The sequence below is a fragment of the Pantoea sp. B9002 genome (assembly GCF_013385945.1).
Taxonomy (GTDB): domain Bacteria; phylum Pseudomonadota; class Gammaproteobacteria; order Enterobacterales; family Enterobacteriaceae; genus Pantoea.
This window is the reverse complement of the sequence record NZ_JACAPA010000002.1, coordinates 269,658-295,160: the sequence shown is the minus strand read 5'-3', so window position 1 is coordinate 295,160 and position 25,503 is coordinate 269,658. Positions and strand designations below refer to the sequence as shown.

General features: G+C 55.9%; 20 protein-coding genes. 12 read left to right on the top strand and 8 right to left on the bottom strand.

The window, feature by feature from the left end; genetic code table 11:
* The first annotated feature begins 114 nt into the window (after window positions 1-114).
* Entirely contained in the window at window positions 115-792 is a 678-nt protein-coding gene (locus HX773_RS02040) for a MarC family NAAT transporter (protein WP_110868046.1), read from the top strand.
* An 89-nt stretch (window positions 793-881) separates the two neighbouring features.
* Here HX773_RS02040 and HX773_RS02035 read toward each other — a convergent pair whose 3' ends face one another.
* From HX773_RS02035 to HX773_RS02025, 3 genes are read right to left on the bottom strand one after another with little or no spacing between them, the layout of a single operon-like run.
* Window positions 882-2,138 carry a cytochrome c gene (locus HX773_RS02035; protein ID WP_176970215.1) on the bottom strand — a complete coding sequence of 419 codons (1,257 nt, stop codon included), beginning with the start codon at window positions 2,136-2,138 and terminating at the stop codon, window positions 882-884.
* 4 nt (window positions 2,139-2,142) lie between these two features.
* The gene (locus HX773_RS02030) at window positions 2,143-3,912 is read right to left on the bottom strand and encodes a GMC family oxidoreductase (protein WP_176970214.1); all 1,770 of its coding nucleotides are present in this window, start codon (window positions 3,910-3,912) and stop codon (window positions 2,143-2,145) included.
* 37 nt (window positions 3,913-3,949) lie between these two features.
* Window positions 3,950-4,681 (bottom strand): gluconate 2-dehydrogenase subunit 3 family protein, encoded by a 732-nt coding sequence (locus tag HX773_RS02025; protein WP_061718222.1) that lies wholly within the window; start codon window positions 4,679-4,681, stop codon window positions 3,950-3,952.
* 532 nt (window positions 4,682-5,213) lie between these two features.
* Here HX773_RS02025 and HX773_RS02020 point away from each other — a divergent pair.
* From HX773_RS02020 to HX773_RS02010, 3 genes are all read left to right on the top strand, one after another.
* Window positions 5,214-6,782: an ABC transporter substrate-binding protein gene (locus HX773_RS02020; RefSeq protein WP_176970213.1), complete on the top strand. Its 1,569-nt coding sequence runs from the start codon at window positions 5,214-5,216 to the stop codon at window positions 6,780-6,782.
* Between the two features lie 335 nt (window positions 6,783-7,117).
* Window positions 7,118-8,620: a helicase HerA-like C-terminal domain-containing protein gene (locus HX773_RS02015; protein WP_176970212.1), complete on the top strand. Its 1,503-nt coding sequence runs from the start codon at window positions 7,118-7,120 to the stop codon at window positions 8,618-8,620.
* Window positions 8,621-8,677: 57 nt separating this feature from the next.
* Window positions 8,678-9,955 (top strand): DUF445 domain-containing protein, encoded by a 1,278-nt coding sequence (locus tag HX773_RS02010; RefSeq protein WP_176970211.1) that lies wholly within the window; start codon window positions 8,678-8,680, stop codon window positions 9,953-9,955.
* A 66-nt stretch (window positions 9,956-10,021) separates the two neighbouring features.
* On the opposite strand, the gene lptG is transcribed toward HX773_RS02010, so the two are convergent.
* Together lptG and lptF are read right to left on the bottom strand one after the other, a co-directional pair.
* Window positions 10,022-11,098: an LPS export ABC transporter permease LptG gene (gene lptG, locus HX773_RS02005; RefSeq protein ID WP_176970210.1), complete on the bottom strand. Its 1,077-nt coding sequence runs from the start codon at window positions 11,096-11,098 to the stop codon at window positions 10,022-10,024.
* Window positions 11,098-12,198: an LPS export ABC transporter permease LptF gene (gene lptF, locus HX773_RS02000; RefSeq protein WP_176970209.1), complete on the bottom strand. Its 1,101-nt coding sequence runs from the start codon at window positions 12,196-12,198 to the stop codon at window positions 11,098-11,100. Before lptF ends, lptG begins: the two co-directional genes overlap by 1 nt.
* A gap of 269 nt (window positions 12,199-12,467) precedes the next feature.
* Here lptF and pepA point away from each other — a divergent pair, with 269 nt between their 5' ends.
* The 4 genes from pepA (at window position 12,468) to HX773_RS01980 (ending at window position 18,032) form a co-directional block, all read left to right on the top strand.
* Entirely contained in the window at window positions 12,468-13,979 is a 1,512-nt protein-coding gene (gene pepA / locus HX773_RS01995; RefSeq protein WP_176970208.1) for a leucyl aminopeptidase, read from the top strand.
* 163 nt (window positions 13,980-14,142) lie between these two features.
* Window positions 14,143-14,604, top strand: a complete 462-nt coding sequence (locus tag HX773_RS01990) for a DNA polymerase III subunit chi (RefSeq protein WP_176970207.1) — start codon at window positions 14,143-14,145, stop codon at window positions 14,602-14,604.
* Window positions 14,605-14,606: 2 nt separating this feature from the next.
* Window positions 14,607-17,462 carry a valine--tRNA ligase gene (locus HX773_RS01985; RefSeq protein WP_176970206.1) on the top strand — a complete coding sequence of 952 codons (2,856 nt, stop codon included), beginning with the start codon at window positions 14,607-14,609 and terminating at the stop codon, window positions 17,460-17,462.
* 66 nt (window positions 17,463-17,528) lie between these two features.
* Window positions 17,529-18,032: a GNAT family N-acetyltransferase gene (locus HX773_RS01980; protein WP_176970205.1), complete on the top strand. Its 504-nt coding sequence runs from the start codon at window positions 17,529-17,531 to the stop codon at window positions 18,030-18,032.
* 163 nt (window positions 18,033-18,195) lie between these two features.
* On the opposite strand, the gene HX773_RS01975 is transcribed toward HX773_RS01980, so the two are convergent.
* Both HX773_RS01975 and rraB read right to left on the bottom strand, forming a co-directional pair.
* Window positions 18,196-18,957, bottom strand: coding sequence for a tRNA-(ms[2]io[6]A)-hydroxylase (locus tag HX773_RS01975; protein WP_176970204.1), 762 nt, complete (start codon window positions 18,955-18,957; stop codon window positions 18,196-18,198).
* 59 nt (window positions 18,958-19,016) lie between these two features.
* Window positions 19,017-19,439: a ribonuclease E inhibitor RraB gene (rraB, locus tag HX773_RS01970; protein ID WP_008104254.1), complete on the bottom strand. Its 423-nt coding sequence runs from the start codon at window positions 19,437-19,439 to the stop codon at window positions 19,017-19,019.
* A 162-nt stretch (window positions 19,440-19,601) separates the two neighbouring features.
* Between rraB and argF the strand changes: the two genes are divergently transcribed.
* The 4 genes from argF (at window position 19,602) to ridA (ending at window position 22,728) form a co-directional block, all read left to right on the top strand.
* Window positions 19,602-20,609: an ornithine carbamoyltransferase gene (argF, locus tag HX773_RS01965; protein ID WP_176970203.1), complete on the top strand. Its 1,008-nt coding sequence runs from the start codon at window positions 19,602-19,604 to the stop codon at window positions 20,607-20,609.
* 243 nt (window positions 20,610-20,852) lie between these two features.
* Window positions 20,853-21,788, top strand: coding sequence for an aspartate carbamoyltransferase (gene pyrB / locus HX773_RS01960; protein WP_176970202.1), 936 nt, complete (start codon window positions 20,853-20,855; stop codon window positions 21,786-21,788).
* 10 nt (window positions 21,789-21,798) lie between these two features.
* Entirely contained in the window at window positions 21,799-22,263 is a 465-nt protein-coding gene (gene pyrI / locus HX773_RS01955) for an aspartate carbamoyltransferase regulatory subunit (RefSeq protein WP_007886734.1), read from the top strand.
* A gap of 78 nt (window positions 22,264-22,341) precedes the next feature.
* The gene (gene ridA / locus HX773_RS01950; protein WP_061718232.1) at window positions 22,342-22,728 is read left to right on the top strand and encodes a 2-iminobutanoate/2-iminopropanoate deaminase; all 387 of its coding nucleotides are present in this window, start codon (window positions 22,342-22,344) and stop codon (window positions 22,726-22,728) included.
* A gap of 160 nt (window positions 22,729-22,888) precedes the next feature.
* On the opposite strand, the gene HX773_RS01945 is transcribed toward ridA, so the two are convergent.
* Window positions 22,889-25,273, bottom strand: a complete 2,385-nt coding sequence (locus HX773_RS01945) for a beta-N-acetylhexosaminidase (protein ID WP_176970201.1) — start codon at window positions 25,271-25,273, stop codon at window positions 22,889-22,891.
* Between the last annotated feature and the right edge of the window lie 230 nt (window positions 25,274-25,503).

The window sequence follows — 25,503 nt, the reverse complement described above, 5'->3', positions numbered from 1 at the left end:
GGGGATTCATCAGCCCTACGGTGTCGGATTGTCATTTATGGCGACCGCGCAAGATTGGAACCGCGTTTTTGTAGGGTCGCCATTTATGGCGGCCTGGAATTCTGAGGAAATTTCATGCTGGAGTTGTTTAAAGCCATCGGGCTGGGACTGGTGGTGATTTTGCCGCTCGCCAATCCGCTGACCACCGTGGCGCTGTTTCTCGGCCTGGCCGGAGAGATGAATTTCCAGGAGCGTAATCGCCAGGCGATGCAGGCCTCGATCTACGTGTTCCTGATCATGATGGTGGCGTGGTACGCCGGCAGCGCGGTGCTGCACACCTTTGGGATCTCCATCCCCGGCCTGCGCATGGCGGGCGGATTGATTGTGGCGTTTATCGGTTTTCGCATGCTGTTTCCGGCGAAACCGGTGGGACATTCGGTCGAAGCCGAGCACAAACAGGATGAACTGGACGCGACCGACAGCAATCGTGAAACCGTAAACATCGCGTTTGTACCGCTGGCAATGCCGAGCACCGCGGGGCCGGGCACCATTGCGATGATCATCAGTTCTGCGTCGACGGTTAAATCGGGCGTAGATTTTCCGGCGTGGGTGGTTGCCGTCGCGCCGGTGCTGACGTTTTTGGCCGTGTCAGTGATTCTGTGGATCTCGCTGCGCAGTTCGGGCGCCATCATGAAGCTGGTAGGGAAAGGCGGCATCGAGGCGATTTCACGTCTGATGGGCTTTTTGCTGGTGTGTATGGGCGTGCAGTTCGTGATTAATGGCGTGTTAGAAGTGATTCACAATTATCATTGATAACACGTTAAAGACGCGCAATGAATTGCGCCGCTACGGTATTTGCACGTATCCGTAGCGGCGCGATTTATCGCGCAGTTTTAAGCGTTTTACTCGCCTTTCAACGTTTTACGCACTTCGGCTACCTGATCTTTCGTCACCGCTGGCGCATTGTTGCTCCAGCCCTGGCGAATAAAGGTCGCCAGTTTAGCCACTTGATCATCATCCAGACGCTTAGCAAAACCTGGCATCGCCAGCGTTGATGGCGCCTTCTCGGTCGATGGCTGCTGCGCACCAGCCAGAATGGTGTGGATCAAACCGCTTGGATCTTTGGCATTGACGATCGTCGCCTGATCCAGCTCCGGGAAGATCCCCGGCGCACCTTTACCGGTGACAAAGTGGCAAGCGCCGCAGTTGTCGATATACAGACGCTCACCTTCCGACAAACCTTTCGCGGCAGTCAGTTTCGCTTCAGTTGCCTGCTGCTTCTGCACGTTGTACGCCTGCAGCGGCGGATTACCACCAAGGAACTTCAGGTAAGCCGCGATCGCTTTCAGGTCGGCATCTGTCATGTGCGAGCTGGAGTGCTCAATCACCGACTTCATCTCACCGCCCACCGCTGCCTTGTCGTTACGACCGGTTTGCAGGTAATCGACAATCTCCTGCTCGCTCCAGCGCGGCAGACCGCGCAGTGACGGCACATCCCAGCTGTTCAGGCTGCCACCGGCAAGGAACTGATCGTCGCTGCTATCCAGCGCTTTCTCGTTCATGCCGAGGCCGCGTGGCGTATGGCAGCTGCCGCAGTGGCCCAGGCTTTCCACGATATAAGCACCGCGATTGACCTCTTCTGACGCGCCGCCAATCGGCTGGAATGGCTTGTCAGAGGTAAACGCCCAGTTCCAGAAGCGCATGCCCCAACGCTGGCTGAACGGGAAGCTCAGATCGGTTTCCGGCGGCTGCTCGCTGCTCGGCTTCACGCCTTTCATGAAGTAGACATAAAGCGCGTGCATATCGGCATCGGAGATTTTGGCGTAATCCGGATACGGCATCGCTGGATAGAGACGCGACCCGTTCGGCAACACACCTTTGCGCACCGCGTCGGAGAACTGCTGCTCGCTGTAGTTGCCGATGCCGTGCTCTTTGTCCGGCGTGATGTTGGTGGAGTAAATGGTGCCGAGATTCGACTCAATCGCCAAACCACCAGCGTAATCCCCTTTGCCGGAAACGGTATGGCACGCCATACAGTCGCCGAGACGCGACAGGTATTCACCCTGCTTGATCAATTGAGCTTCATCTTCCGCGTGTGCCTGCACTGCAAAGCTGCCCAGCAGCACGGCGTTGGCGATTAACAATGATTTTAATTTCATGCGCTTATGCCTGTACCAGTGGACCGGGATTTTTCAGATAATGTTCTTTAATGGCTTGTGCCGCCATCAAGGTGATCGCGCCGATGGTATCGGTCGGGTTCGCCTGGAAGTTTTGCGGGAAGGCGTTGCCGCCCGGCACAAACACGTTATGAACATCCCAGCTCTGCAGGTACTTGTTCAGTGCAGAAGTTTTCGGGTTATCGCCCATCACCGCGCCGCCCACGTTGTGGGTTGAAACGTATTTGGTGAGGTCAAAGTCCGCGCCCATTGGCAGGAAGCTCATGCTCATGCTGTCTGGATTAAGTTCTTTGGCGATGTTGCCGACGATGCCTTTCAGATGCTGTTGCAGCTTCAGTTCGTTCTCTTTCCAGTTGAACGTCATGCGCAGCAACGGCTGACCGCGATGATCGGTGTAGTTTGGATCCAGATCCAGATAGATATCGCGATACGACTGGCAGGTGGTGGTGATGCTGATCTTCATGGAATGGTTGTACCACTCCTCCAGACCCTCTTTGTAACCCATGCCCCACGATGGCGTGCCTTTAGGCAGCGCAGCGGCCATTGGCGTGCCGGTGGCTTGCGAGCTGTGGATCTTCGCGCCGCCGAGGAAGCCAAGGCCCGGACCATCGAAGTTGCCTGGTGAGATGTCGTTGAACATCTGGCCGGTGGCGCCTGCGGTGGCATAAGAGTTGAAGTTTTTGTCTTTGAAGAACAGGGTTGCGCCGCCGTTCGACAGGAACGCGTAGTTACGTCCCACCACACCTTCTTCGGTGATCGGGTTGTACGGCTTGCCGATACCGGACAGCAGCATCAGACGCACGTTGTAGAGCTGGAAGCTGGAGAGCACCACGATCTTCGCCGGCTGGAACACTTCGTTGCCGTCCACATCGTAGTAAATCACGCCCTTCGCAGTTTTCTGGTCATCGTGCAGTACCACTTTCACCACTTCCGCATGCACTTCGTAAGAGAAGTTCGGCATACGTTTCAACGAATCCATCACCGCAGTTTGTGGTGAGGCTTTTGAGTAGTTGAGGCACGGATATTTCGAGCAGTAGCCGCAGTAGTTACACGGCGCGATCTGGTTGCCGTACGGGTTTTTCCACGCGCGTGATACGCACGCAGATGGGTTCGGGAACGGATGATAGCCGAGTTTAGTGGCGGCTTCTTTGAACATCACGTTGTTCAGCGTGTCTTCCAGCGCAGGCAACGGGTAAGGTTCAGAGCGCGGACCTTCGAACGGATCGCCGCCCGGCAGAATCTGGCCGCGCAGGTTGCCGGTGTTACCGGATTGACCGCAAATCAGCTCAAACTTGTAGTAATACGGCTCGATCTCTTCCCAGGTGAACGGGAAGTCCATCACGCGCATATCTTCCTGCAGGATGCCCGGCTTGTAGGCCTCATCGACGTAGGTTTTCAGCTTCAGGTCGGTTGGGGTTGGACGAATCAGCACCGCCGTCCAGTGCATACCCGCGCCGCCCACGCCGGTACCCGGCGCAAACGCACCCCATTTACGGGTGGGCAACGCCGTCTGGCTGCTGTTGTAACGCACGGTGACCGCCACTTCTTTTGGCGTAGCGAACACTTTATTGCGCACGTTGTAGGCGTATTCATCGGCCGGTTTCGGATAAGCGAAATCCGGGTAATCACGCTCGCCGCCGCGCTCTAATGCGCGCACTTCGAGTCCCGCCATCGCCAGTTCGATACTCATCAACGAGCCGGCCCAGCCGAGGCCGCAAACGACGACGTCGACTTCTTTCTTTGTAATCTGTGCCATGTTAATCCTGTCTCACATACCAAAAACGGGGGTGTGCTTACGCGCTTTCACCTAAGAGGCTGACCGGTCCCAGCGGGTACGGCACGTTGTGCTGCTTCACCCATTCGGTAAAGCTGGCGCGTGCGCCCGGGAAGCCGATGGCAATCCAGGCTTTCATGCCTTTGTTGCCGCCGTACATCGGGTCAGCGAGGTAGCCGTGTTTGGTATCTGCAAGCAGCTGGCCGAAGAACTGCGAGGCTTTCAGGTTCTCTTCGCCCAGGGCGGCGAAGTCGATACCGTCGTTTTTGTTCACTTTAGTCAGCACCGCATCTTTCTCTTCCAGCGACAGCTCATGGAACGGTTTCTGGAAGTTGCTTTGCGTCCACTGATTCACCAGCTTGATACCGGTTTGGTACATCTGCTGCGGCGTGAATGGAATTTGATAACCCATGGTGGCAGGCGCATGCACATCGAAGGGACCTTGCATGTAGATCTCTGCCCCGAACTCCGGGCTGTGCAGCTGTTGATCGATAAAGATCGGCACGTTGGTTTCCAGTGCACCTGGCGCTTTACCTTTGCCGCCGGCAGGAATCAGGCGATCGGCCGCGGCCAGAATAAATTGCCACTCATCGGCACTGAAAAAGATCGGTTTATAGTCGGCGAGCTCGGGTGCTGCCATTTCCGCAGCTTGCGCCGCAGTCAATCCCTTAAATACCAGGTCACTTAATGGCAAAGCCAACAGCGACCCAAGTAAAAACTTACGTCTGGTGGTCGGTTTATTTAGAAGCATGGCGCGACGACTCTCACTTGCTAAGAAAGATAATTATTTTTGTTAATAGCTTTATAAATCGGTAAATAACCTGGCAATCTTAGGGATATAGGTATTTCAGAATGTAAAAATTCAATTATGGATGTGTTTTGATGAAATTCAGTCATCATGTTGAATTTAGGTTAAGGCTTGGTAAAAGGCTTTCGAGGCGAAAAAACAGGGTTTAACCGTACATTTGATGGGATATTGGCACTAATCAGTGGGCATTTGACCAGGTATTATCGCGCAAAGAAATAATCGCAGAAATGAATCAATGAAAAAAAATCATACTTCCATACCAGAGAATTATTCTCATTTATAACATCTTATTTACTTTATTGACCAGCAGATGAACGATCTATTTCGTGGAAATGACAAGTCGCGCACAAAATAAACGTAATAATTCCCCAAGGTAATCAATTGTTATTTTCCGGCACAGCTCAGAACAAACCGGCATTTTGCCAAAGCGACGGCAGAGATAGAGTGAATTTATCTATCACTCAGGACAATAATAATGCGCTCACTGATTTTGCTCGTCGCTTTATGGGGCAGCAGTTTTGCACTGCACGCCGCCACACCGAAAGATACCCTTGTCGTCGCCGTCCCGCTCGACGGCATTATTAGCTTCGACCCCGCTGAAAGCTTCGAAACCGTCAGTAACAGCGTGCAGCGCAACATCTACCAAACATTAGTGGAGGCAGATCGTAATGATCCGCAGAAGCTGGCGCCGCTGCTGGCCACCCACTGGCAACAAGGCAGCACGCCGCACAGCTTAGTGTTCAACATCAAACCCAACGCACACTTCTCCAGCGGCAATCCGGTGACGGCGCAGGATGTGATCTTCTCACTGACGCGCGCGGTGCAGCTGAACAAAGCGCCCTCTTTCATCCTCGCCGAATTTGGCTGGACCAATGAAAACATCGCCAGCCAGTTTAAAGTGCTGAATGACCATCAACTGGAGATTCAGTGGCCAGCGCAGATTGGTCAGAACCTGGCGCTGCGCCTGCTGACCGCGCCGGTGGCCTCGGTGGTGGATAGCAAAACCGTGCAGCAACACGTCGCTAATAACGATCTCGGCAACGGCTGGCTGCACACCAACTCCGCCGGCAGCGGCGCATTCACCATTCAGCAATATGTGCCGCAGCAGGCGCTGGTGCTGAGCGCCAACCAACAAGCTAATCCGCAGCCGAAGCTGAAACGCATTCTGCTTAAAGGCGTGGCGGATGCCGGTGCGCGTCGTCTGCTGATTCAACAAGGCGATGTCGATGTGGCTTATCAGCTTGGCCCGGATCAGATTGATGCGCTGAAGAGCGACAAGAACCTGCGCATTGAAGCCTTCCCATCGAGCTTGGTTTACTACCTCGGTTTCAATACCAAAGACAAAGCACAACCGGCATTAGGCAATCCGGCGCTGTGGCAAGCCGCGCGCTGGTTGGTAGACTACAACACCATCTCGAAGGATTTGCTGAAAGGTCAGTACCGCATTCATCAGAGCTTCCTGCCGCAGGGCTTTGATGGTGCGCTGGAAGATCAGCCGTTCCACTACGATGTGGCGAAAGCCAAAGAGATTTTAGCCAAAGGCGGCATCAAGCCGGGGACGAAGTTTGCGCTGACGGTGATCAATCAGCCGCCCTACATTGACGTGGCGCAGGCGCTGCAGGCCAGCTTTGCCAAAGCGGATGTGCAGATTGAGTTGCAGCCGGTGGCGGAATCAGAGCTGTGGAGCAAAATGCGCGGTCGCGATTTCCAGTCGATCTTCATTTACTGGGGCGCGGATTATGTCGATCCAAACACCAACGCCAGCGCCTTTGCGTATAACGTGCCGGGCGGTTCCAAAACCCTGGCGTGGCGCGTCGGCTGGGATATTCCGGATCTGAGCGCGAAAACCCGCGCAGCGGCCGGTGAAAGCGATGCGGTTAAGCGCCGTGCGCTCTATACCGATTTGCAGAAAACCGTGCAGCAGAACTCACCGTTCGTAGTGACGCTGCAAGGCGCGCAGCAGGTTGCGGTGCGTAATAACGTGAATCATGTGCAGCAAGGGATTGGCGTGAGTTTGCTGTTTTTTGATACGGTGCAGAAATAGTTTTGGATTGTGCTCGCATTCCCCCTCCTCGGTCCTCCCACCAAAATTGTGCTCGCATCCCCCCTCCTCGGTCCTCCCCCATTAATGGGGGAGGAAGATGCTGCCACATGTCAGTGCTGAAGCTGCATGTGGCAGCGTCTCCTTCCCCCGTTTACGGGGGAAGGCCGGGATGGGGGACAGCACGCACCTAACCTCCTTCCCCCGTTTACAGGGGAAGGCCGGGATGGGGGGCAGCGCGCACCTAATTCCCCCTTTTTCGGCACAATCTTCATCCCTCCTCGCGCGCCGCTTGCTATTCTTTCTGGCATAACCTATTGCCTGAGAGCGAAAAAATCATGACCACTCCGTTACTGATTGCCCAAACGCCTGACGTTCAACTGCATCTTCTCTCCAACATGGCGAACCGCCACGGTTTGATCACCGGCGCTACCGGCACCGGCAAAACCGTCACGCTGCAAAAGCTGGCGGAATCCTTCTCCGATATCGGCGTGCCGGTGTTTATGGCCGATGTGAAAGGCGATCTCACCGGCATTTCTGCCGCAGGTGAAGGTTCCGAGAAGCTGCTGGCGCGTCTGGCGAAGATTGGCGTCAGCGACTGGCAGGCGCAGAAAAATCCGGTAATGGTGTGGGATATTTTTGGTCAGCAAGGCCATCCGGTGCGCGCCACGGTATCCGATCTCGGCCCGCTGCTGCTGGCGCGGTTGCTTAACCTTAACGACGTGCAATCCGGCGTGCTGCAAATCATCTTCCGCATCGCCGACGATCAGGGCTTGTTGCTGCTGGATTTCAAAGATCTGCGCGCCATGACGCAGTACATCGGCGACAACGCCAAAGCCTTCCAGACGCAATACGGCAACATCAACAGCGCGTCCGTTGGGGCGATTCAGCGCGGATTACTGGCGCTGGAGCAGCAAGGTGCTGAGCACTTCTTTGGCGAGCCGATGCTGGATATCCGCGACTGGATGCGCTGCGATAGCAACGGCAAAGGCTTTATCAACATCCTCTCGGCGGAAAAGCTCTATCAAATGCCGAAACTCTACGCCACCAGCCTGCTGTGGCTGCTGGCCGAGCTGTATGAGCACTTGCCCGAAGCCGGCGATCTCGATAAGCCGAAAATGGTGTTCTTCTTCGACGAAGCGCATCTGCTGTTTACCGACGCGCCGCCGGTGCTGCTGGAGAAAGTTGAGCAGGTAATTCGCCTGATCCGTTCGAAAGGCGTTGGCGTCTATTTCGTTACGCAGAATCCCGCTGATATTCCCGACAACGTGCTGGGCCAGCTCGGCAACCGCGTGCAGCACGCGCTGCGCGCCTTTACACCCAAAGATCAGAAAGCGGTAAAAAGCGCCGCCGAAACCATGCGCGCCAATCCGGCGTTTGATACCGTCGAGGCGATTCAGGCGCTCGGCACCGGCGAAGCGCTGATCTCCTTCCTTGATGAAAAAGGCAGTCCATCGATGGTGCAGCGGGCGATGGTGATTGCGCCCGGCTCGCGCATGGGACCGGTTACGCAGGATGAACGAAACGGCCTGATTAACAACTCGCCGCTGTATGGTAAATACGACACTGAAGTGGATCGCGAATCGGCGTTCGAAATGCTGCAAAAAGGCGTGCAGGCAACCACCCAGCAAGCCAATGCGCCGGAAGCCAAAGGCAACAATGTTGCCGTTGATGACGGTATTCTCGGCGGCCTGAAGGACATTCTGTTCGGCACCACCGGGCCGCGCGGCGGCAAGCGCGACGGCGTGGTGCAGAGCGTGGCGAAGAGTGCTGCGCGTCAGGTCACTAATCAGATCATTCGTGGGGTGCTCGGCAGTTTGTTAGGCGGACGTCGCCGCTAGAAACTTTTTGCGACCCTCTAAAATGGGAGGCATGAATGCCTCCCCTACAAAGGATTTATGGATAAATATCAACAACTCAAACGCAGCAAACGTCTGGCGCTGTCGCTGCTGCTGATTGCGGCAGCCACTTTTATTGTGACGCTGTTTCTGCCCCCCAACTTTTGGGTGCTCGGGCTGAAGGCAATAGCGGAAGCGGCGATGGTCGGCGCATTAGCCGACTGGTTCGCGGTGGTGGCGCTGTTCCGTCGCGTGCCGGTGCCGTTTATCTCGCGTCATACGGCGATTATTCCGCGCAACAAAGATCGCATTGGCGAGAATCTGGGCCGCTTCGTGCAGGAGAAATTTCTCGATACCGATTCACTGCTGGCGCTGATTCGCCGCCACGATCCTTCGCAGATGCTGGCGCAGTGGCTCAACACGCCGGGCAACGCCGATCGCATTGGTCGCCATCTGTTGCAGGTGATGCGCGGTTTTCTCGATCTCACCGATGATCAACGCATTCAGCGCTTTCTGCGCCGTGCGGTGCATCGCGCGCTGGATAAGGTCGATCTCACCCAATCCAGCGCGCTGCTGCTGGACAGCCTGACGAAAAATAATCGCCATCAGGAGCTGCTGGATGCGGCGGTACAACAGCTGCTGCGTTTGCTGCACAAGCCCGGAACGCGCGAGTTTATCGCCGCGCAGATTGTGCGCTGGCTGAAGCGCGAGCATCCGATCAAGGCCAAAATGCTGCCAACCGAATGGCTTGGCGAGCACAGCGCCGATATGGTGGCGAATGCGGTGGATTCGATACTCGATCAGGTCGCGCTCGATCAGGGACATGAGTTACGTCTGGGCTTTGACCGTGCGGTGCAGCGGCTGATTGAGCGACTGAAAAGCGATCCCGAAATGGCGGAACGCGCTGAAAGCATCAAGAGCTGGCTCAAGGAAGATGAGTCGTTCAATCGCTACATTGGCGAGCTGTGGCAGGATTTACGTGGCTGGCTGAAAGACGATCTGAATAGCGAGGATTCACGAGTGCAGGAGCGCGTCAGATTGGCTGCGCTGTGGCTGGGCGAAACCCTGGCGGCCGATGAAGCGCTGCGCGCCTCGATGAATCAGCATCTGGAAGATGCCGCACGCAGCGTGGCGCCGGAGTTTGCTGCCTTCCTGACGCGCCATATTAGCGATACGGTGAAAAGCTGGGATGCTCGCGATATGTCGCAGCAAATTGAGCTGAATATTGGCCGCGACCTGCAGTTTATCCGCATTAACGGCACGCTGGTTGGCGGGACGATTGGGCTGATTTTGTATTTGTTGTCGCAGGTGCCGGATTGGGTTGGGCATCTTCAATAAAAAGGTCGCCATGAATGGCGACCCTACGGACGGGGAAAGGTCGCCATTTATGGCGACCGCCCAACATTAACGGCGTTTCATCAGCAGGAACAAGCTGATGGCGAAGAACGCGCCGCTTGGCAGAATCGCACCCAGAATCGGCGGCAAACCGTACACCAGGCTTAGCGGACCAAAGATCTGGTCCAGCACGTAGAACAGGAAGCCAAAGCTGATCCCCGTCACCACGCGCACGCCCATCGATACGCTACGCAGCGGACCAAAGATAAACGACAGCGCCATCAGCATCATCACCGCTACAGAGAGCGGCTGGAAGATTTTGCTCCACATATTCAGCTGGTAGCGCCCGGCAACCTGGCCGCTCTGCTTGAGGTATTTGCTGTAGTTATACAGGCCGGTGATCGAGAGCGCGTCCGGATCCAGCGCCACTACGCCAAGCTTGTCAGGCGTCAGGTTGGTTTTCCATTCACCGCTTAAGCTTTGCGAGCCGGTAATTTGTTTGGCATCTTGCAGATCCGATTCATCGACCTGCGACAGCGCCCAGACTTTTTTATCCGCATTCCAGGTGGCACTCGCCGCATAGCGCACGCTGAGTAAACGGCGCTGATCGCTGAATTTGTAGATGCTGACGCCATCAATCTCGTTATCACCTTTGATGCGCTCGATGTAGATGAAGTCGTTGCCGTCCTTCGCCCACAAACCGTTTTGCGTCGAGACCAGCGAGCCACCGTACAGCTGCTGCGCACGGTAGTTACGCGCCATCTGCTCGCCCTGCGGCGCAACAAATTCGCCCACCGCCATGGTCAACAGCACCAGCGGAATCGCGGTTTTCATCACCGCCAGCGCTACCTGCATGCGGGTAAAGCCCGATGCCTGCATCACCACCAGTTCGCTACGTTGCGCCAGCGTGCCCAAACCGAGCAATGCGCCCAGCAGCGCCGCCATCGGGAAGAAGATTTCGATATCTTTCGGTACGCTGAGCAACGTGTAGTAACCGGCATCCAGCGCGGTATAAGCGCCCTGCCCGGTTTTACGCAGCTGATCGACGAACTTGATAATGCCCGACAGCGACACCAGCATGAACAGCGTCAGCATGATGGTGTTGAAGATAGTTTTGCCGATATAGCGGTCAAGAACCTTAAACATCAGACCGATCCTCCACGGCTAAAGCGCGCGCGGATGCGACGCATCGGCACGGTATCCCACATGTTCAGCAGCACCGCCAGCGCCAGATAGGAGAAGTTCACCACCCACATCCAGATGGCCGGATCGAAGCGGCCTTTCGCGGCGTTGGAACGCAGAGAACTTTGCAGTAAGAAGAAGATCAGGTACAGCAGCATGGCTGGCAGCATCGACAGCACGCGGCCCTGACGCGGGTTCACCACGCTGAGCGGCACCACCATCAACGCCATAATCAGCACGGCAAAGATCAGCGTTAAGCGCCAGTGTAACTCCGCCTGGAACTGCGGGGTTTTGGTCTTGAAAAGCGTGCTGATATCCGCCTGATCGGCATCGTTCGGATCAAGCGTGGCTTCTTTGTAGCCCACCAGCGCCTGATAGTTGACGAAGTCTGTGATGCGGAAGTCACGCAGCAAGGCGGTGCCTTCAAAACGCGTGCCTTTATCCAGCGTCACTACTTGCGAGCCATCTTTGTGTTGCTCCATGTGACCGCTGTCAGCCAGCACCACCGAGGGACGCGCATTGCCTTTCGGACGCAGTTGCGCCAGGAACACGTTGCCGAAGGTATTGCCCTTCACATCTTCAACAAACAGCACCGCATTGCCGTCGCTGGAGGTCTGGAACTGTCCAGCCGCCAGCGCCGCCGCGCCTGGGTTAGCTTTGGCGTTTTGCGTCACTTCCTGCTGATAACGTGATGACCATGGCCCTAACCAGATGACGTTGACCGCCGCCACAATCGAGGTGAACAGCATCAGGATCATCGCGGCTTTAATCAGCACACTTTTCCCCAGGCCGCAGGCATGCATCACCGTGATTTCACTTTCGGTGTACAGCCGCCCAAGGGTCATTAAAATCGCCAGAAACAGGCTTAGGGGCAGGATAAGTTGTGCCATTTCAGGCACGCCAAGTCCTAACAATGTCAGAACTAAGTTTGTTGGGATTTCGCCATCCACCGCAGCTCCCAAAATCCGCACTAACTTCTGACAAAAGAAGATCAGTAGCAGGATGAAGAGGATAGCCAGCTGGCTTTTGAGCGTTTCCCGAACCAGATATCTAATGATGATCACGCTTAGTACGCCTGTGATAACTTGTCTTTTTGCAGGAAAATCGCTAGTTTCAACGCTTATCAGCCATTTTTCTTCATCAATGGCCGTCATCGTAGCTAAAATAGTATGACGAACGCGTTAGCGTGGTGAAAAAACAACATACTTGTCACCACAACTCATTATGACTACCGGCGTTGAATTGTCATGGCGTCGTAACGAATTAATGAGTTACGAGCGCGCTACATTCTAACGACAGCCAAGGCCGTTGTCTTTAAGATTCAGGAGAGTGCATGGAGTTCAGTGTAAAAAGCGGTAGCCCGGAAAAACAGCGTAGCGCCTGCATTGTTGTTGGCGTTTTCGAACCGCGCCGTTTGTCACCCATTGCTGAGCAGCTGGATAAAATCAGCGATGGCTACATCAGCGCCCTGCTGCGCCGCGGTGAACTGGAAGGAAAAGTGGGCCAAACGCTGCTGCTGCACCATGTGCCGAATATCCTCTCCGAGCGCATCCTGCTGATCGGCTGCGGTAAAGAGCGCGAACTGGATGAGCGCCAGTACAAGCAGGTGATTCAGAAGACAATCAATACCTTGAATGATACCGGTTCGATGGAAGCGGTGTGCTTCCTGACTGAACTGCACGTCAAAGGTCGCAATACTTACTGGAAAGTGCGTCAGGCGGTCGAAACCTCTAAAGAAGCGCTCTACAACTTTGATCAGCTGAAAAGCAACAAAGTCGAGCCGCGTCGTCCGCTGCGTAAGCTGGTGTTCAACGTGCCGACCCGCCGTGAACTCACCAGCGGCGAACGTGCCATTCAGCACGGTTTAGCCGTGGCTGCCGGTGTGAAAGCCGCCAAAGACCTCAGCAATATGCCGCCAAATATTTGTAACGCCGCGTATCTGGCGTCGCAGGCGCGTCAGTTGGCGGATGCGTACAGCAAAAATGTCACCACCCGCGTCATCGGCGAGCAGCAGATGAAAGAGTTGGGGATGAATGCCTACCTGGCGGTCGGTGCGGGTTCGCACAATGAATCGCTGATGTCGGTGATTGAGTACAAAGGCAATAACGATCCAGAAGCGCGTCCTATCGTGCTGGTCGGCAAAGGCTTAACCTTTGACTCCGGCGGCATCTCGATCAAACCGGCCGATTCCATGGATGAGATGAAGTACGACATGTGCGGCGCGGCGTCCGTGTACGGCGTAATGCGCATGGTGGCGGAACTGAATCTGCCGCTGAACGTGGTGGGCGTGCTGGTGGGCTGTGAAAACATGCCAGATGGTAAATCGATGCGTCCGGGCGACGTATTGACCACCATGTCAGGTCAAACCGTTGAAGTGCTGAATACCGATGCGGAAGGCCGTCTGGTGCTGTGCGATGCGCTGACCTACGTTGAACGCTTCGAGCCAGAAGTGGTGATTGACGTGGCCACGCTGACCGGCGCCTGCGTGATTGCGCTGGGTCATCACGTTAGCGGTTTGATGTCGAATCACAATCCGCTGGCGCACGAGCTGATCAGCGCATCTGAACAGTCCGGCGACCGCGCCTGGCGTCTGCCGATGGCGGATGAGTATCAGGAGCAGCTGGAATCCAACTTTGCTGATATGGCGAATATTGGCGGCCGTCCTGGCGGTGCGATTACCGCCGCCTGCTTCCTCGCGCGCTTTGCGCGTAAGTTTAACTGGGCGCATTTGGATATCGCCGGTACCGCATGGCGTTCCGGTAAAGCCAAAGGCGCAACCGGCCGTCCGGTACCGCTGCTGTCGCAGTTCCTGCTGAATCGCGCAGGGTTGAACGGCGACGATTGATTTGGTCGTTGCTGTCCCCCTCCTCGGTCCTCCCCCATAAATGGGGGAGGAAGATGCTGCCACATGTCAGTGATGAAGCTGCATGTGGCAGCGTCTCCTTCCCCCACTTGTGGGGGAAGGCCGGGATGGGGGGCAGCAATCCCCCTTCTATCCAAAGGATCCCATGAAAAACGCCACTTTCTATGTGATGGAGTCTGAGAGCGCCGACGACGGCCTAACCGCCATCGAAGCGTTGGTGTGCTCTCTTGCCGAAACACGCTGGCGTGACGGCAAACGCATCCTGATTGCCTGCGAAAACGAAGAACAAGCCAATCGGCTGGATGAAGCACTTTGGCAGCTGCCGGCTAACGCCTTTGTGCCGCACAACCTGGCAGGAGAAGGCCCGCGCTACGGCGCACCGGTTGAGCTGGCCTGGCCGCAGCGTCGCGGCAGTTCACCGCGCGATCTGCTGATCAGCCTTCTGCCACAGTTCGCAGATTTTGCTACTGGTTTCCATGAAGTGATAGACTTCGTTCCTTATGAAGAATCCCTAAAACAACTGGCGCGCGATCGCTACAAAGCCTATCGCAGCGTTGGTTTCCAATTGAATACGGCGCCACCACCCTCGCCGCAAACGACAGTGTAGAAATGGAAAAGACATATAACCCGCAAGATATCGAGCAGCCGCTCTACGAGCACTGGGAACAGCAGGGCTACTTTAAACCGAATGGCGATACCAGCCAGGAAAGCTTTTGCATCATGATCCCGCCGCCGAACGTCACCGGCAGCTTGCATATGGGTCACGCTTTCCAGCAGACCATCATGGATACCATGATTCGCTACCAGCGCATGCAGGGTAAAAATACCTTGTGGCAGGCCGGTACCGATCACGCCGGTATCGCCACGCAGATGGTGGTAGAACGCAAAATCGCCGCTGAAGAGGGCAAAACGCGCCAGGATTACGGCCGCGATGCGTTCATCGACAAAATCTGGCAGTGGAAAGCGGAATCCGGCGGCACCATTACTCGCCAGATGCGTCGTCTCGGCAACTCGGTTGACTGGGAGCGCGAGCGCTTCACCATGGACGAAGGTCTGTCCAACGCAGTGCGCGAAGTGTTTGTCCGCCTGTATAAAGAGAACCTGATTTACCGCGGCAAGCGCCTGGTGAACTGGGATCCAAAACTGCGTACCGCAATCTCCGATCTGGAAGTGGAAAACCGCGAGAGCAAAGGCTCGATGTGGCACATCCGCTATCCGCTGGCTGACGGCGTGAAAACCGCTGAAGGCAAAGATTATCTGGTGGTGGCGACCACGCGTCCGGAAACCCTGCTGGGCGATACCGGCGTGGCAGTTAACCCGGAAGATCCGCGTTATAAAGATCTGATCGGCAAAGAGCTGATCCTGCCGCTGGTGAACCGTCGTATTCCGATCGTTGGCGATGAACACGCTGACATGGAAAAAGGCACCGGCTGCGTGAAGATCACGCCAGCGCATGACTTCAACGACTACGAAGTGGGTCGTCGTCATAAGCTGCCGATGATCAATATTCTGACCTTTGATGGCGACATCCGCGAGCGCGCGGAAGTGTTCGACACCAATGGTGAAGTCAGCGATGAGTGCGCAGACGACATCCCGGCACAGTTCCAGAAAATGGAGCGTTTCGCCGCGCGTAAAGCGATTGTTGCTGCCGTTGATGAGATCGGCCTGCTGGAAGAGATCAAACCACACGACCTGACGGTGCCTTACGGCGATCGCGGCGGCGTAGTCATCGAGCCAATGCTGACCGACCAATGGTATGTGCGCACCGCACCGCTGGCGAAAGTCGCGGTTGAAGCGGTAGAAAACGGCGACATCCAGTTCGTACCGAAGCAGTACGAAAACATGTACTTCTCATGGATGCGTGACATTCAGGATTGGTGTATTTCACGTCAGCTGTGGTGGGGACACCGCATTCCGGCGTGGTACGACAACGACGGCAACGTCTATGTTGGCCGTACCGAAGACGAAGTGCGTCAGGAAAACAATCTGGCTGCCGACGTGGCGCTGCGCCAGGACGACGACGTGCTGGATACCTGGTTCTCGTCCGGTCTGTGGACCTTCTCCACCCTGGGCTGGCCGGAAAACACCGAAGCGCTGCGTACCTTCCATCCAACCAGCGTGTTGGTGAGCGGCTTCGACATCATCTTCTTCTGGATTGCCCGCATGATCATGCTGACCATGCACTTCATCAAAGATGAAAACGGCAAGCCGCAGGTGCCGTTCAAAACCGTTTATATGACCGGTTTGATCCGTGATGAAGAAGGCCAGAAGATGTCCAAGTCGAAAGGCAACGTCATCGATCCGCTGGATATGATTGACGGCATTTCGCTGGAAGATCTGCTGGAGAAACGTACCGGCAACATGATGCAGCCGCAGCTGGCCGAGAAGATCCGCAAACGTACCGAGAAGCAGTTCCCGGACGGCATCGTGCCTTCAGGTACCGATGCGCTGCGCTTCACCCTCGCCGCGCTGGCTTCTACCGGTCGTGACATCAACTGGGATATGAAGCGTCTCGAAGGCTACCGCAACTTCTGCAACAAGCTGTGGAACGCCAGCCGCTTCGTGCTGATGAATACCGAAGAGCAGGATTGCGGCCAAAACGGCGGCGAAATGAAGCTGTCGCTGGCGGATCGCTGGATCCTGAGCGAATTCAACCGCAGCGTGAAAGCCTACCGTGAAGCGCTGGATAACTATCGCTTTGATATCGCGGCTAACATTCTGTACGACTTCACCTGGAACCAGTTCTGTGACTGGTATCTGGAGCTGACCAAGCCGGTGATGACCAGCGGTAGCGAAGCGGAACTGCGCGGTACGCGTAATACGCTGGTCACCGTGCTGGAAGCGCTGCTGCGTCTGGCGCATCCGATCATTCCTTACATCACCGAAACCATCTGGCAGCGTGTGAAAGGCCTGAAAAACATCGATCACGATACCATCATGCTGCAGCCGTTCCCGCAGTATGACGTGGCGAAAGAGGATGCCGAGGCGCAGGCCGATATCGAGTGGATGAAGCAGGCGATCGTCGCGGTGCGTAATATCCGTGCTGAGATGAACATCGCACCAAGCAAGCCGCTCGACGTGCTGCTGCGTGACTGCTCTGCCGCCGCTCAGCGTCGCGTCGAAGAGAACCGCACCTTCCTGTCGCGTCTGGCGCGTCTGGAAAGCCTGACCATTCTGCCGGCGGGTGAGAAAGGTCCGGTTTCGGTCACCAAGATTGTTGAAGGCGCTGAGTTGCTGATCCCAATGGCGGATTTGGTGAACAAAGAAGCCGAGCTGGAGCGTCTGGCGAAAGAGCTGGTGAAACTTGATGTCGAAATCGAGAAGATCCAGACCAAGCTGGCGAACGAAGGCTTTGTCTCACGTGCGCCGGAAGCGGTTGTCGCGAAAGAGCGTGAGCGCGTGGCTGAGCTTGAGCAATCAAAAGCAAAACTGTTTGAACAGCAGGGCGTGATTGCGGCATTGTAAGCGCTTCAGTCCAACTGCTTAATCGAAGCCGGGCACTGCCCGGCTTTTTTATACCGGAAGATAATGATGACCACCGACGCTCCCATCAATTTACAGGTGCGCCCCATTACAGCCGCCGATAACCCGCTGATCGCGCAGGTGATCCGTGATGTGTCAGCTGAATTTGGCCTGACGGCGGATAAAGGCTACACCGTGTCCGATCCCAATCTCGATCGCCTGTTCGAACTCTACAGCGAAGCCAACAGTGCTTACTGGATTGTGGAACATGACGGTGTGGTGGTGGGCGGCGGCGGCGTTGCACCGCTGGCCTGCAGCGCGCCGGATATCTGCGAGCTGCAGAAAATGTATTTCCTGCCGCAGGTGCGCGGCTTAGGTCTGGCGCGCGATCTGGCGCTGCGCGCCATGGAATTCGCCCGTCAGCAGGGTTTTCAGCGCTGCTATCTGGAAACCACCGGCAGTTTGACGCGTGCGATTAAGTTGTATGAGTCGTTGGGGTTCGAGCTGATTGATAGCGCGATGGGTTGTACCGGGCATGTGGATTGTGAAGTGCGGATGCTGAAGGTGCTGTGATGTGCTGTGCTGGCTGTGATGTGCTCGCTGTCCCCCATCCCGGCCTTCCCCCGCATGCGGGGGAAGGAGATGCTGCCACATGCAGCTTCATCACTGGCATGTGGCAGCATCTTCCTCCCCCATTTATGGGGGAGGACCGAGGAGGGGGACAGCGGGCACAAACCTAAACCGCCGGCACCCCGCTATGAAAGCGTAACTCGCCATCCGGCTCGCTGATTAAGCGCGCTTCTGCCTCGCCAAACACCTGCACGCGCGGCGCAATCTCCTTCGGCGAAATCTGCTGCGCCAGCTTCAGGTAATCCTGATAGTGACGTGCTTCCGAGCGCAGCAGCGAAATATAGAACTTCTCCAGCTGCTCATCCAGATACGGCGCCAGGCTGGCGAAACGCTCGCAGGAACGCGCTTCGATGTACGCTCCGCAAATCAGCTTATCCACCAGCGCTTCCGGCTCGTATGTGCGAATTTCGCGAATCAAACCTTTGGCATAGCGGCTGGCGGTGATTTTGCGATACGGCAAACCGCGCGACTGCATGATTTCCCACACCTGGTAGAAGTGATGCAGCTCCTCTTTCACCAGCAGCACCATCATCTCCACCAAATCGTCGGCCCATGGCAGCTCGTTGCGCACGATGATGCTTTTAGTCAGATTCTTGTGGGCATTGATGAAGTTACTGTCCTGCTCGTCGCGGTAGATAAAATCTTCATACGGCTTGAGCCACGCCAGAATGGCATCACCACTCGGCTTATCCGCCACGTATTTACGGATGATAAACACCGCGGTTTGCGCGGCCTTCAATTCGCAAACCATATGATCGGTGAGCAGCAACGTCAGATTTTCCGGCTTGCGCGCTTCATCAATCCACGCGTGTGGCGTGCGGCAATGCAGGAATTGATAGATTGGTTCTAATAGCGGAGCGTAATTCATTGGCAGTCTTTTGTCTTACGGGGAAACGTTTCAGGGCGGCGAGCGCCGCCCAGTCATGCTTAGTGACGCACACCGTTGTCTTCTTCGTCGTCGATGAACTCGCCATCGTCGTCTTCATCTTCGGCATCAGGATCTTCAAAGTAGGTGCCCCAACCGTCGTAATCGACGTTGTAGCTGCCCGCCAGATTCACCAGCTGCTCAACCTGCGCATCAATCAGCTCTGGCTTCAAAGCGCCTTCGCTCAGAATATCCACACACATTACGGTGGTGCCGTCTTCCAGCTCCAGCTCTTCTGGCTCGCTCACTTCGTAGCCCAGCTTGAAGGCATCAACCGCGACCTTCTCCAGCGAGTCGAAGTTGTTGCAGGAGAGATGATGCTCAATAGTGTAAAGCGCATCTGGATCGCTGCCGTCTTCCAGCAACTCTTCAATGATCAGTCGCGTCTCTTCGCGCTGTTCTTCCAGCAATGCTTCATATGCCATGGGTGTGTCCTCAAATATTCGGCTGAATTCAATTATTTTCCCACACTGCCTCGCGCGCCACTACACAAAACAACAAGTTTCTTAACGCCGGGGTTGAAAATGCATATTCATACGGTTAGATTGAATTTAAATTCATTTTAATGTGGGCATCTGGAGCGCTGTATGAGTCAGCTGTATCAAAGACATTTCCTGAGATTACTGGATTTCACCCCCAATGAGATCGATTCTCTGCTGAGTCTGGCAGGTGAATTAAAACACGCAAAGAAAAATGCCAGCGAAACGCAGTTCCTGAAAGGCAAAAACATCGCGCTCATCTTCGAAAAAGACTCGACTCGTACCCGATGCTCTTTCGAAGTTGCCGCTTACGATCAGGGCGCTAACGTCACCTATCTCGGCCCAAGCGGCAGCCAAATCGGCCATAAAGAGTCGATGAAAGACACCGCGCGCGTGCTGGGACGCATGTATGACGGCATTCAATATCGCGGTTACGGTCAGGAATTGGTGGAAACCTTGGCTGAATTCGCCGGCGTGCCGGTGTGGAACGGCCTCACCACCGAATTTCACCCTACGCAATTGCTGGCCGACTTGCTGACCATGCAGGAGCATCTGCCCGGCAAATCGCTACATGAAATGACACTGGTTTACGTCGGCGATGCGCGCAACAACATGGGTAACAGCATGCTGGAAGCGGCGGCGCTGGTCGGTTTGGATCTGCGTTTGGTAGCACCAAAAGGCTGCTGGCCGGAAGAGGAGTTGGTGGAGCAGTGCCGCGTGGCCGCACAGCAAACCGGCGGCAAAATCACCCTGACAGAAGATATTGCCGAAGGCGTGCAAGGTGCCGACTTCATCTACACTGATGTGTGGGTCTCGATGGGCGAAGCCAAATCAGTGTGGGAAGAGCGTATCGCCCTGCTGCGTCCGTATCAGGTGAACAGCGCGATGCTGGCGTTAACCGGCAATCCGCAGGTGAAGTTCCTGCACTGCTTGCCCGCCTTCCACGATGACCAAACCACCCTGGGCCGCCAGATGGCAGAACAACATGGTTTGCACGATGGCATGGAAGTGAGTCATGAGGTGTTTGAATCGGCGCACAGTATTGTGTTTGATCAAGCTGAAAACCGCATGCACACCATCAAAGCGGTGATGGTGGCGACCTTGGGTAAACCCTGAGATCAGCGGAAGCAAACGTTTACCTCGTGCGTGATTTCCGCTTGATGCAAATCAGTGAATGCGTATAATGCGGCCCAATTTGCCGGAGGAAACATGCAACAGCGCAGCGCACAATTTGACGCTCAACGACGCCTGAAAGCGGGCGGCGCATCTGTTTCTTTCCGTCATCAATCGATCGTAAAAAAAGCCCCTTAAGCAGGGGCTTTTTTTTGTCCGCAATCCGGCAGCGCAGAGGAGAACGCTATGGCCAACCCGCTATATCGCAAGCACATTATTTCCATCAACGATCTCAACCGCGACGAGCTGGAGCTGGTGCTGCATACCGCTGCCCAGCTGAAAGCCAATCCCCAGCCGGAGCTGCTGAAACACAACGTGATCGCCAGCTGCTTCTTTGAAGCTTCAACGCGCACGCGCTTGTCGTTTGAAACCGCGATGCATCGTCTCGGCGCGTCGGTGGTGGGCTTCGCCGACGGCAGCAACACCTCGCTCGGCAAGAAAGGCGAAACTCTCGCCGATACCATTTCGGTGATTGGTACTTACGTTGATGCCATCGTGATGCGTCATCCGCAGGAAGGCGCGGCGCGTCTGGCAACGGAATTCTCCGGCGGCATTCCAATCCTCAACGCCGGTGATGGCGCCAACCAGCATCCGACGCAAACGCTGCTCGATCTCTTCACCATCCGCGAAACGCAAAATCGCCTGGATAACCTGAATGTGGCAATGGTCGGCGACCTGAAATATGGCCGCACCGTGCATTCACTGACGCAGGCGCTGGCGAAGTTCGATGGCAACCGCTTCTTCTTTATCGCGCCGGATGCGCTGGCAATGCCGTCGTACATCACCGATATGCTGGATGAGCAGAATATTGCCTGGTCGCGCCACGACACCATCGAAGAAGTAATGCCACAACTCGATATTCTGTATATGACGCGCGTGCAGAAAGAGCGCCTCGATCCGTCGGAATACGCCAACGTCAAAGCACAGTTCATCCTGCGCGCCGCCGATTTAGCCGGTGCGCGCGACAACATGAAAGTGCTGCATCCGCTGCCGCGTATCGACGAGATCACCACCGACGTGGATAGCACGCCGCACGCCTGGTATTTCCAGCAGGCTGGAAATGGCATCTTCGCTCGCCAGGCGCTGCTGGCGCTGGTACTGAATCGCGAACTGGCACTGTAAGGAGAAAGCGATGACACACGATAATAAATTGCAGGTTGAAGCCATTAAACGCGGCACGGTGATTGACCATATCCCGGCGCAGGTCGGCTTCAAGTTACTGTCGCTGTTTCGTCTGACCGAAACCGATCAACGCATCACCATCGGCCTCAACTTGCCGTCGGGCGAGATGGGCCGCAAAGATCTGATCAAGATCGAAAATACCTTCCTGACCGACGATCAGATCAATCAGCTGGCGGTGTATGCGCCGCTCGCCACCGTGAACCGCATTGACGAATACGAAGTGGTGGCGAAGATCGCCCCCACCTTGCCGGATCGTATTGACCGCGTGTTGACCTGCCCGAACAGCAACTGCATCAGCCGTAACGAGCCGGTATTCACCAGTTTTGCGGTGAAAAAGCGCGAAGATGATGTGCATCTGAAGTGCAAATATTGCGAGAAAGAGTTCGCGCGCCACGTGGTGCTCGGTCACTGGTAATCGCCCGCGTCGTCCCTATAATGGGACGATTCATTTCGCGGCGGACATCGGTCGGCCGCGCACTTTCAAGGAGAAACAATGTCTCGCGAAATCAGTACTTCAAACGCACCCGCAGCGATTGGCCCTTACGTGCAGGGCGTGGATCTCGGCAGCATGATCATCACTTCAGGCCAGATCCCAGTTGATCCCGCCACCGGCGCCGTTGCCGACGATGTCTCCGCGCAGGCACGCCAGTCACTGGAAAATGTGAAAGCGATTGTCGAAGCCGCCGGCCTGAAAGTGGGCGATATCGTGAAAACCACCGTGTTTGTCAAGGATTTGAATGACTTCGCCACCGTGAACGCGACCTATGAAGCGTTCTTCACCGAGCACAACGCCAGCTTCCCAGCGCGTTCGTGCGTGGAAGTGGCGCGCCTGCCGAAAGATGTGAAGATTGAGATCGAGGCGATTGCGGTACGTCGTTGATTTGGTTGGTTGGTTGGTGCTGGCTGTCCCCCTCCTCGGTCCTCCCCCATAAATGGGGGAGGAAGATGCTGCCACATGCCAGTGATGAAGCTGCATGTGGCAGCGTCTCCTTCCCCCGCTAGCGGGGGAAGGCCGGGATGGGGGACAGCCAGCACAATATCTATTTAAAAGATCGCAACAACTTCTCCAATGGCCGCACCAGCGCCAGCACGGTTTCATCCTGCACCTGCGCTGCCGCATCCAGTTGCGTATGCATCTGCGCCACTTCACCTGCGCCATACGCCTGATTACGCTCCAGCGCATTGACCAAATCCAGTCCCATCCGGCTCAGTTCCGCCACTTGCTGCACCTGCTGCTGCAGCGGCTTGAGCTGATAGCTGCCCAAAATTAGCGGCATCACCGCATCGCTGTTGTTCTGCCAGCGCTGCAATTGCTGACGGATAGCATGCGCCGCCGCGTGATCGGCGCGATTAGCGATTAAGCGATCAACCTGCTTATCCAGCAAACGCACCGCGTTGCTCTCGGCAGGCAACACATCCGCCAAACGATTGAGCGGTTCAAAATAGTCGTAATGCCCCGCCTGGAACTTCAGATGCTGGCGCGTGTAGTACTGCGCTGGCTCCAGCACTTCGGCCAATATGCGCAGCGGTGTGATATCGCTGCTGTTCGCCAGTCGCATCATCTGCACTTCAGCCTGCTGATGCTGCTGCAAGCCGACAGAAATAGTGCCCCAGCGATCCACCGCGCTCAGGCGCTGATACATATTATCGCTGTCGGTGACATCCTGCGCCGACCATAACCGCTCCGCCACCACAAAGGCGCGCGGCCACAGGCGCGTGTCGATCACCCGGCTGTTGACGTTCTCCGCCCACAGCGCCGCTTCGCCGCCAATCAGGTTGTTCTGCATCTGTTGCGGCGTCGGCAGCGATGGCGCAATGCCGGTTGGCACCTGCGTCAGCTTGCTGCCTTCTGCGGGATAGCGCACGTTGCCCACCAGCATATAACCGGTCAGCTTGTCTTGCGTCAGCGTCACCGTCGGCTGGAACGGCCCCATCCACGTATCGACGCTGAACGTCAGCTGCGTTGGCGACAGCCAGTGAACGTCGCTGACCATGCGACGCGCTTTGCCGCTGAAATCAATAAAGCCGCGCCAGCCGTTTTTCCCTTCAATCAGGGTAAAGCTGCCTTTCAGCGCGCTGCCTTTCAAACGCGGCATGGTGAATTGCCAGCTCTGCGTCTGCTCACCTGCCTGCACCTGATCCGCGCCGTTAAGCCCCTGCGGCCAGGGTTCATTGCGATAGTGATAGGCGGCGGTTTGCGGCTGATCGAGATAGAAACCGGTGGAGAGAATGCCGCGGAAGTCGTTTTTCGCCACCGTGCCCAACGCATCCTGTCCTTGCCACGATTGAATCAGAATACTTTTAGGCAGATCAGGATGGTAAACCTCATCCCAGCCGATCATGCGGCGCTGATGCGCTTCGAGGATTTTCTCAACGCGCTGATTAAACCAGGCTTGGAGCGCATGCGTATCCTTCAGGCCGTGATCGCGCATAAATTGCTGAATACGCGTGGAATCATTCCACTGGGTTGGATCGACCTCATCACCGCCAATGTGGATGTAGGGATCGGGGAAGATCGCCGTCACTTCGCCCATTAAGGTGTCGATAAAGCGGAATACCGCTTCGTTGCTGGGATCGAGCAGCGGCTTAAATACGCCCCAGCCGCGCTCCATCTGATACGGCCCCGGCGCGCTCATTAACTCCGGCATCGCCACCGCTATCGCCGACGCATGGCCGGGCAGATCGATTTCCGGTACCACGCGTACGCCGCGCTGCGTGGCATAACGCACCACATCGCGCATCTGCTGCTGCGTATAGAACAAGCCATCGCTGGCTTTCTCCTGCAGCTGCGGATAGTGGCTGGAGGCAAAACGCCAACCTTGATCGTCGGTTAAGTGCCAGTGAAACACGTTCATACGCGCGGCGGCGATGCCGTCGATTTGCCGTTTCACGGTTTCAATCGGCAGGAAGTGGCGCGCCGAATCGATCAGCACGCCGCGCCACGGGAAGCGCGGTTTGTCGTCAATGGTGACGTAGGGAATTTCGGTGCCGTTTTCGGTGTTTTCAATCAGCTGCAGCACGGTTTCCATGCCGCGCATCGCGCCAAAGCGCGTGTTGGCTTTCAGTAAGACGCCATCGCTGTTAACCAGCAGATGATAACTTTCGTCGCTGTCTGGCTGGGGAATCGGATCAACCGCCTGCGCGATTTGTACATGAATGCTGGGATGATCGCTGGATGTGCTGGCCGGCAGCAGCGGCCAGCCGGTTTGCCGCGCAATGCGCGCGCGCCAGCGCGATTCAGCACCTTCCAGATGATCGCCCGAAATATGCAACGTGAGCTGCGGTGTTAACGCATACGCTCCGCCGCCGCTCGGTTGCACCACGCTTTGTGGCCACGGCATCAGCGGTAAATCTCCAGCCGGCGCGGCGAAGGCGGAAAAAGTCATGGATAAACAACAGGCAAGCAGAGTTCTTTGCAATGGCATCTGGGCATCCTTGTAAATGAAACAACGGACCAAAATGGGCAAAAGGCCCATTAAACCTGTTTCGCATTGCAAAGCAAGTGGCCGCAAACTGAAATCAAGGCGGGTTAATACTTTTGTATTTTAGCCAGATTAACCATTGCGCGGCTTTCAATCTTGGTTGTGGCTTCTTTGTTGTAGGTCAAACCGCTGGCGATTAATCTCAGCGCAAACACCATATATAGCGATTACAC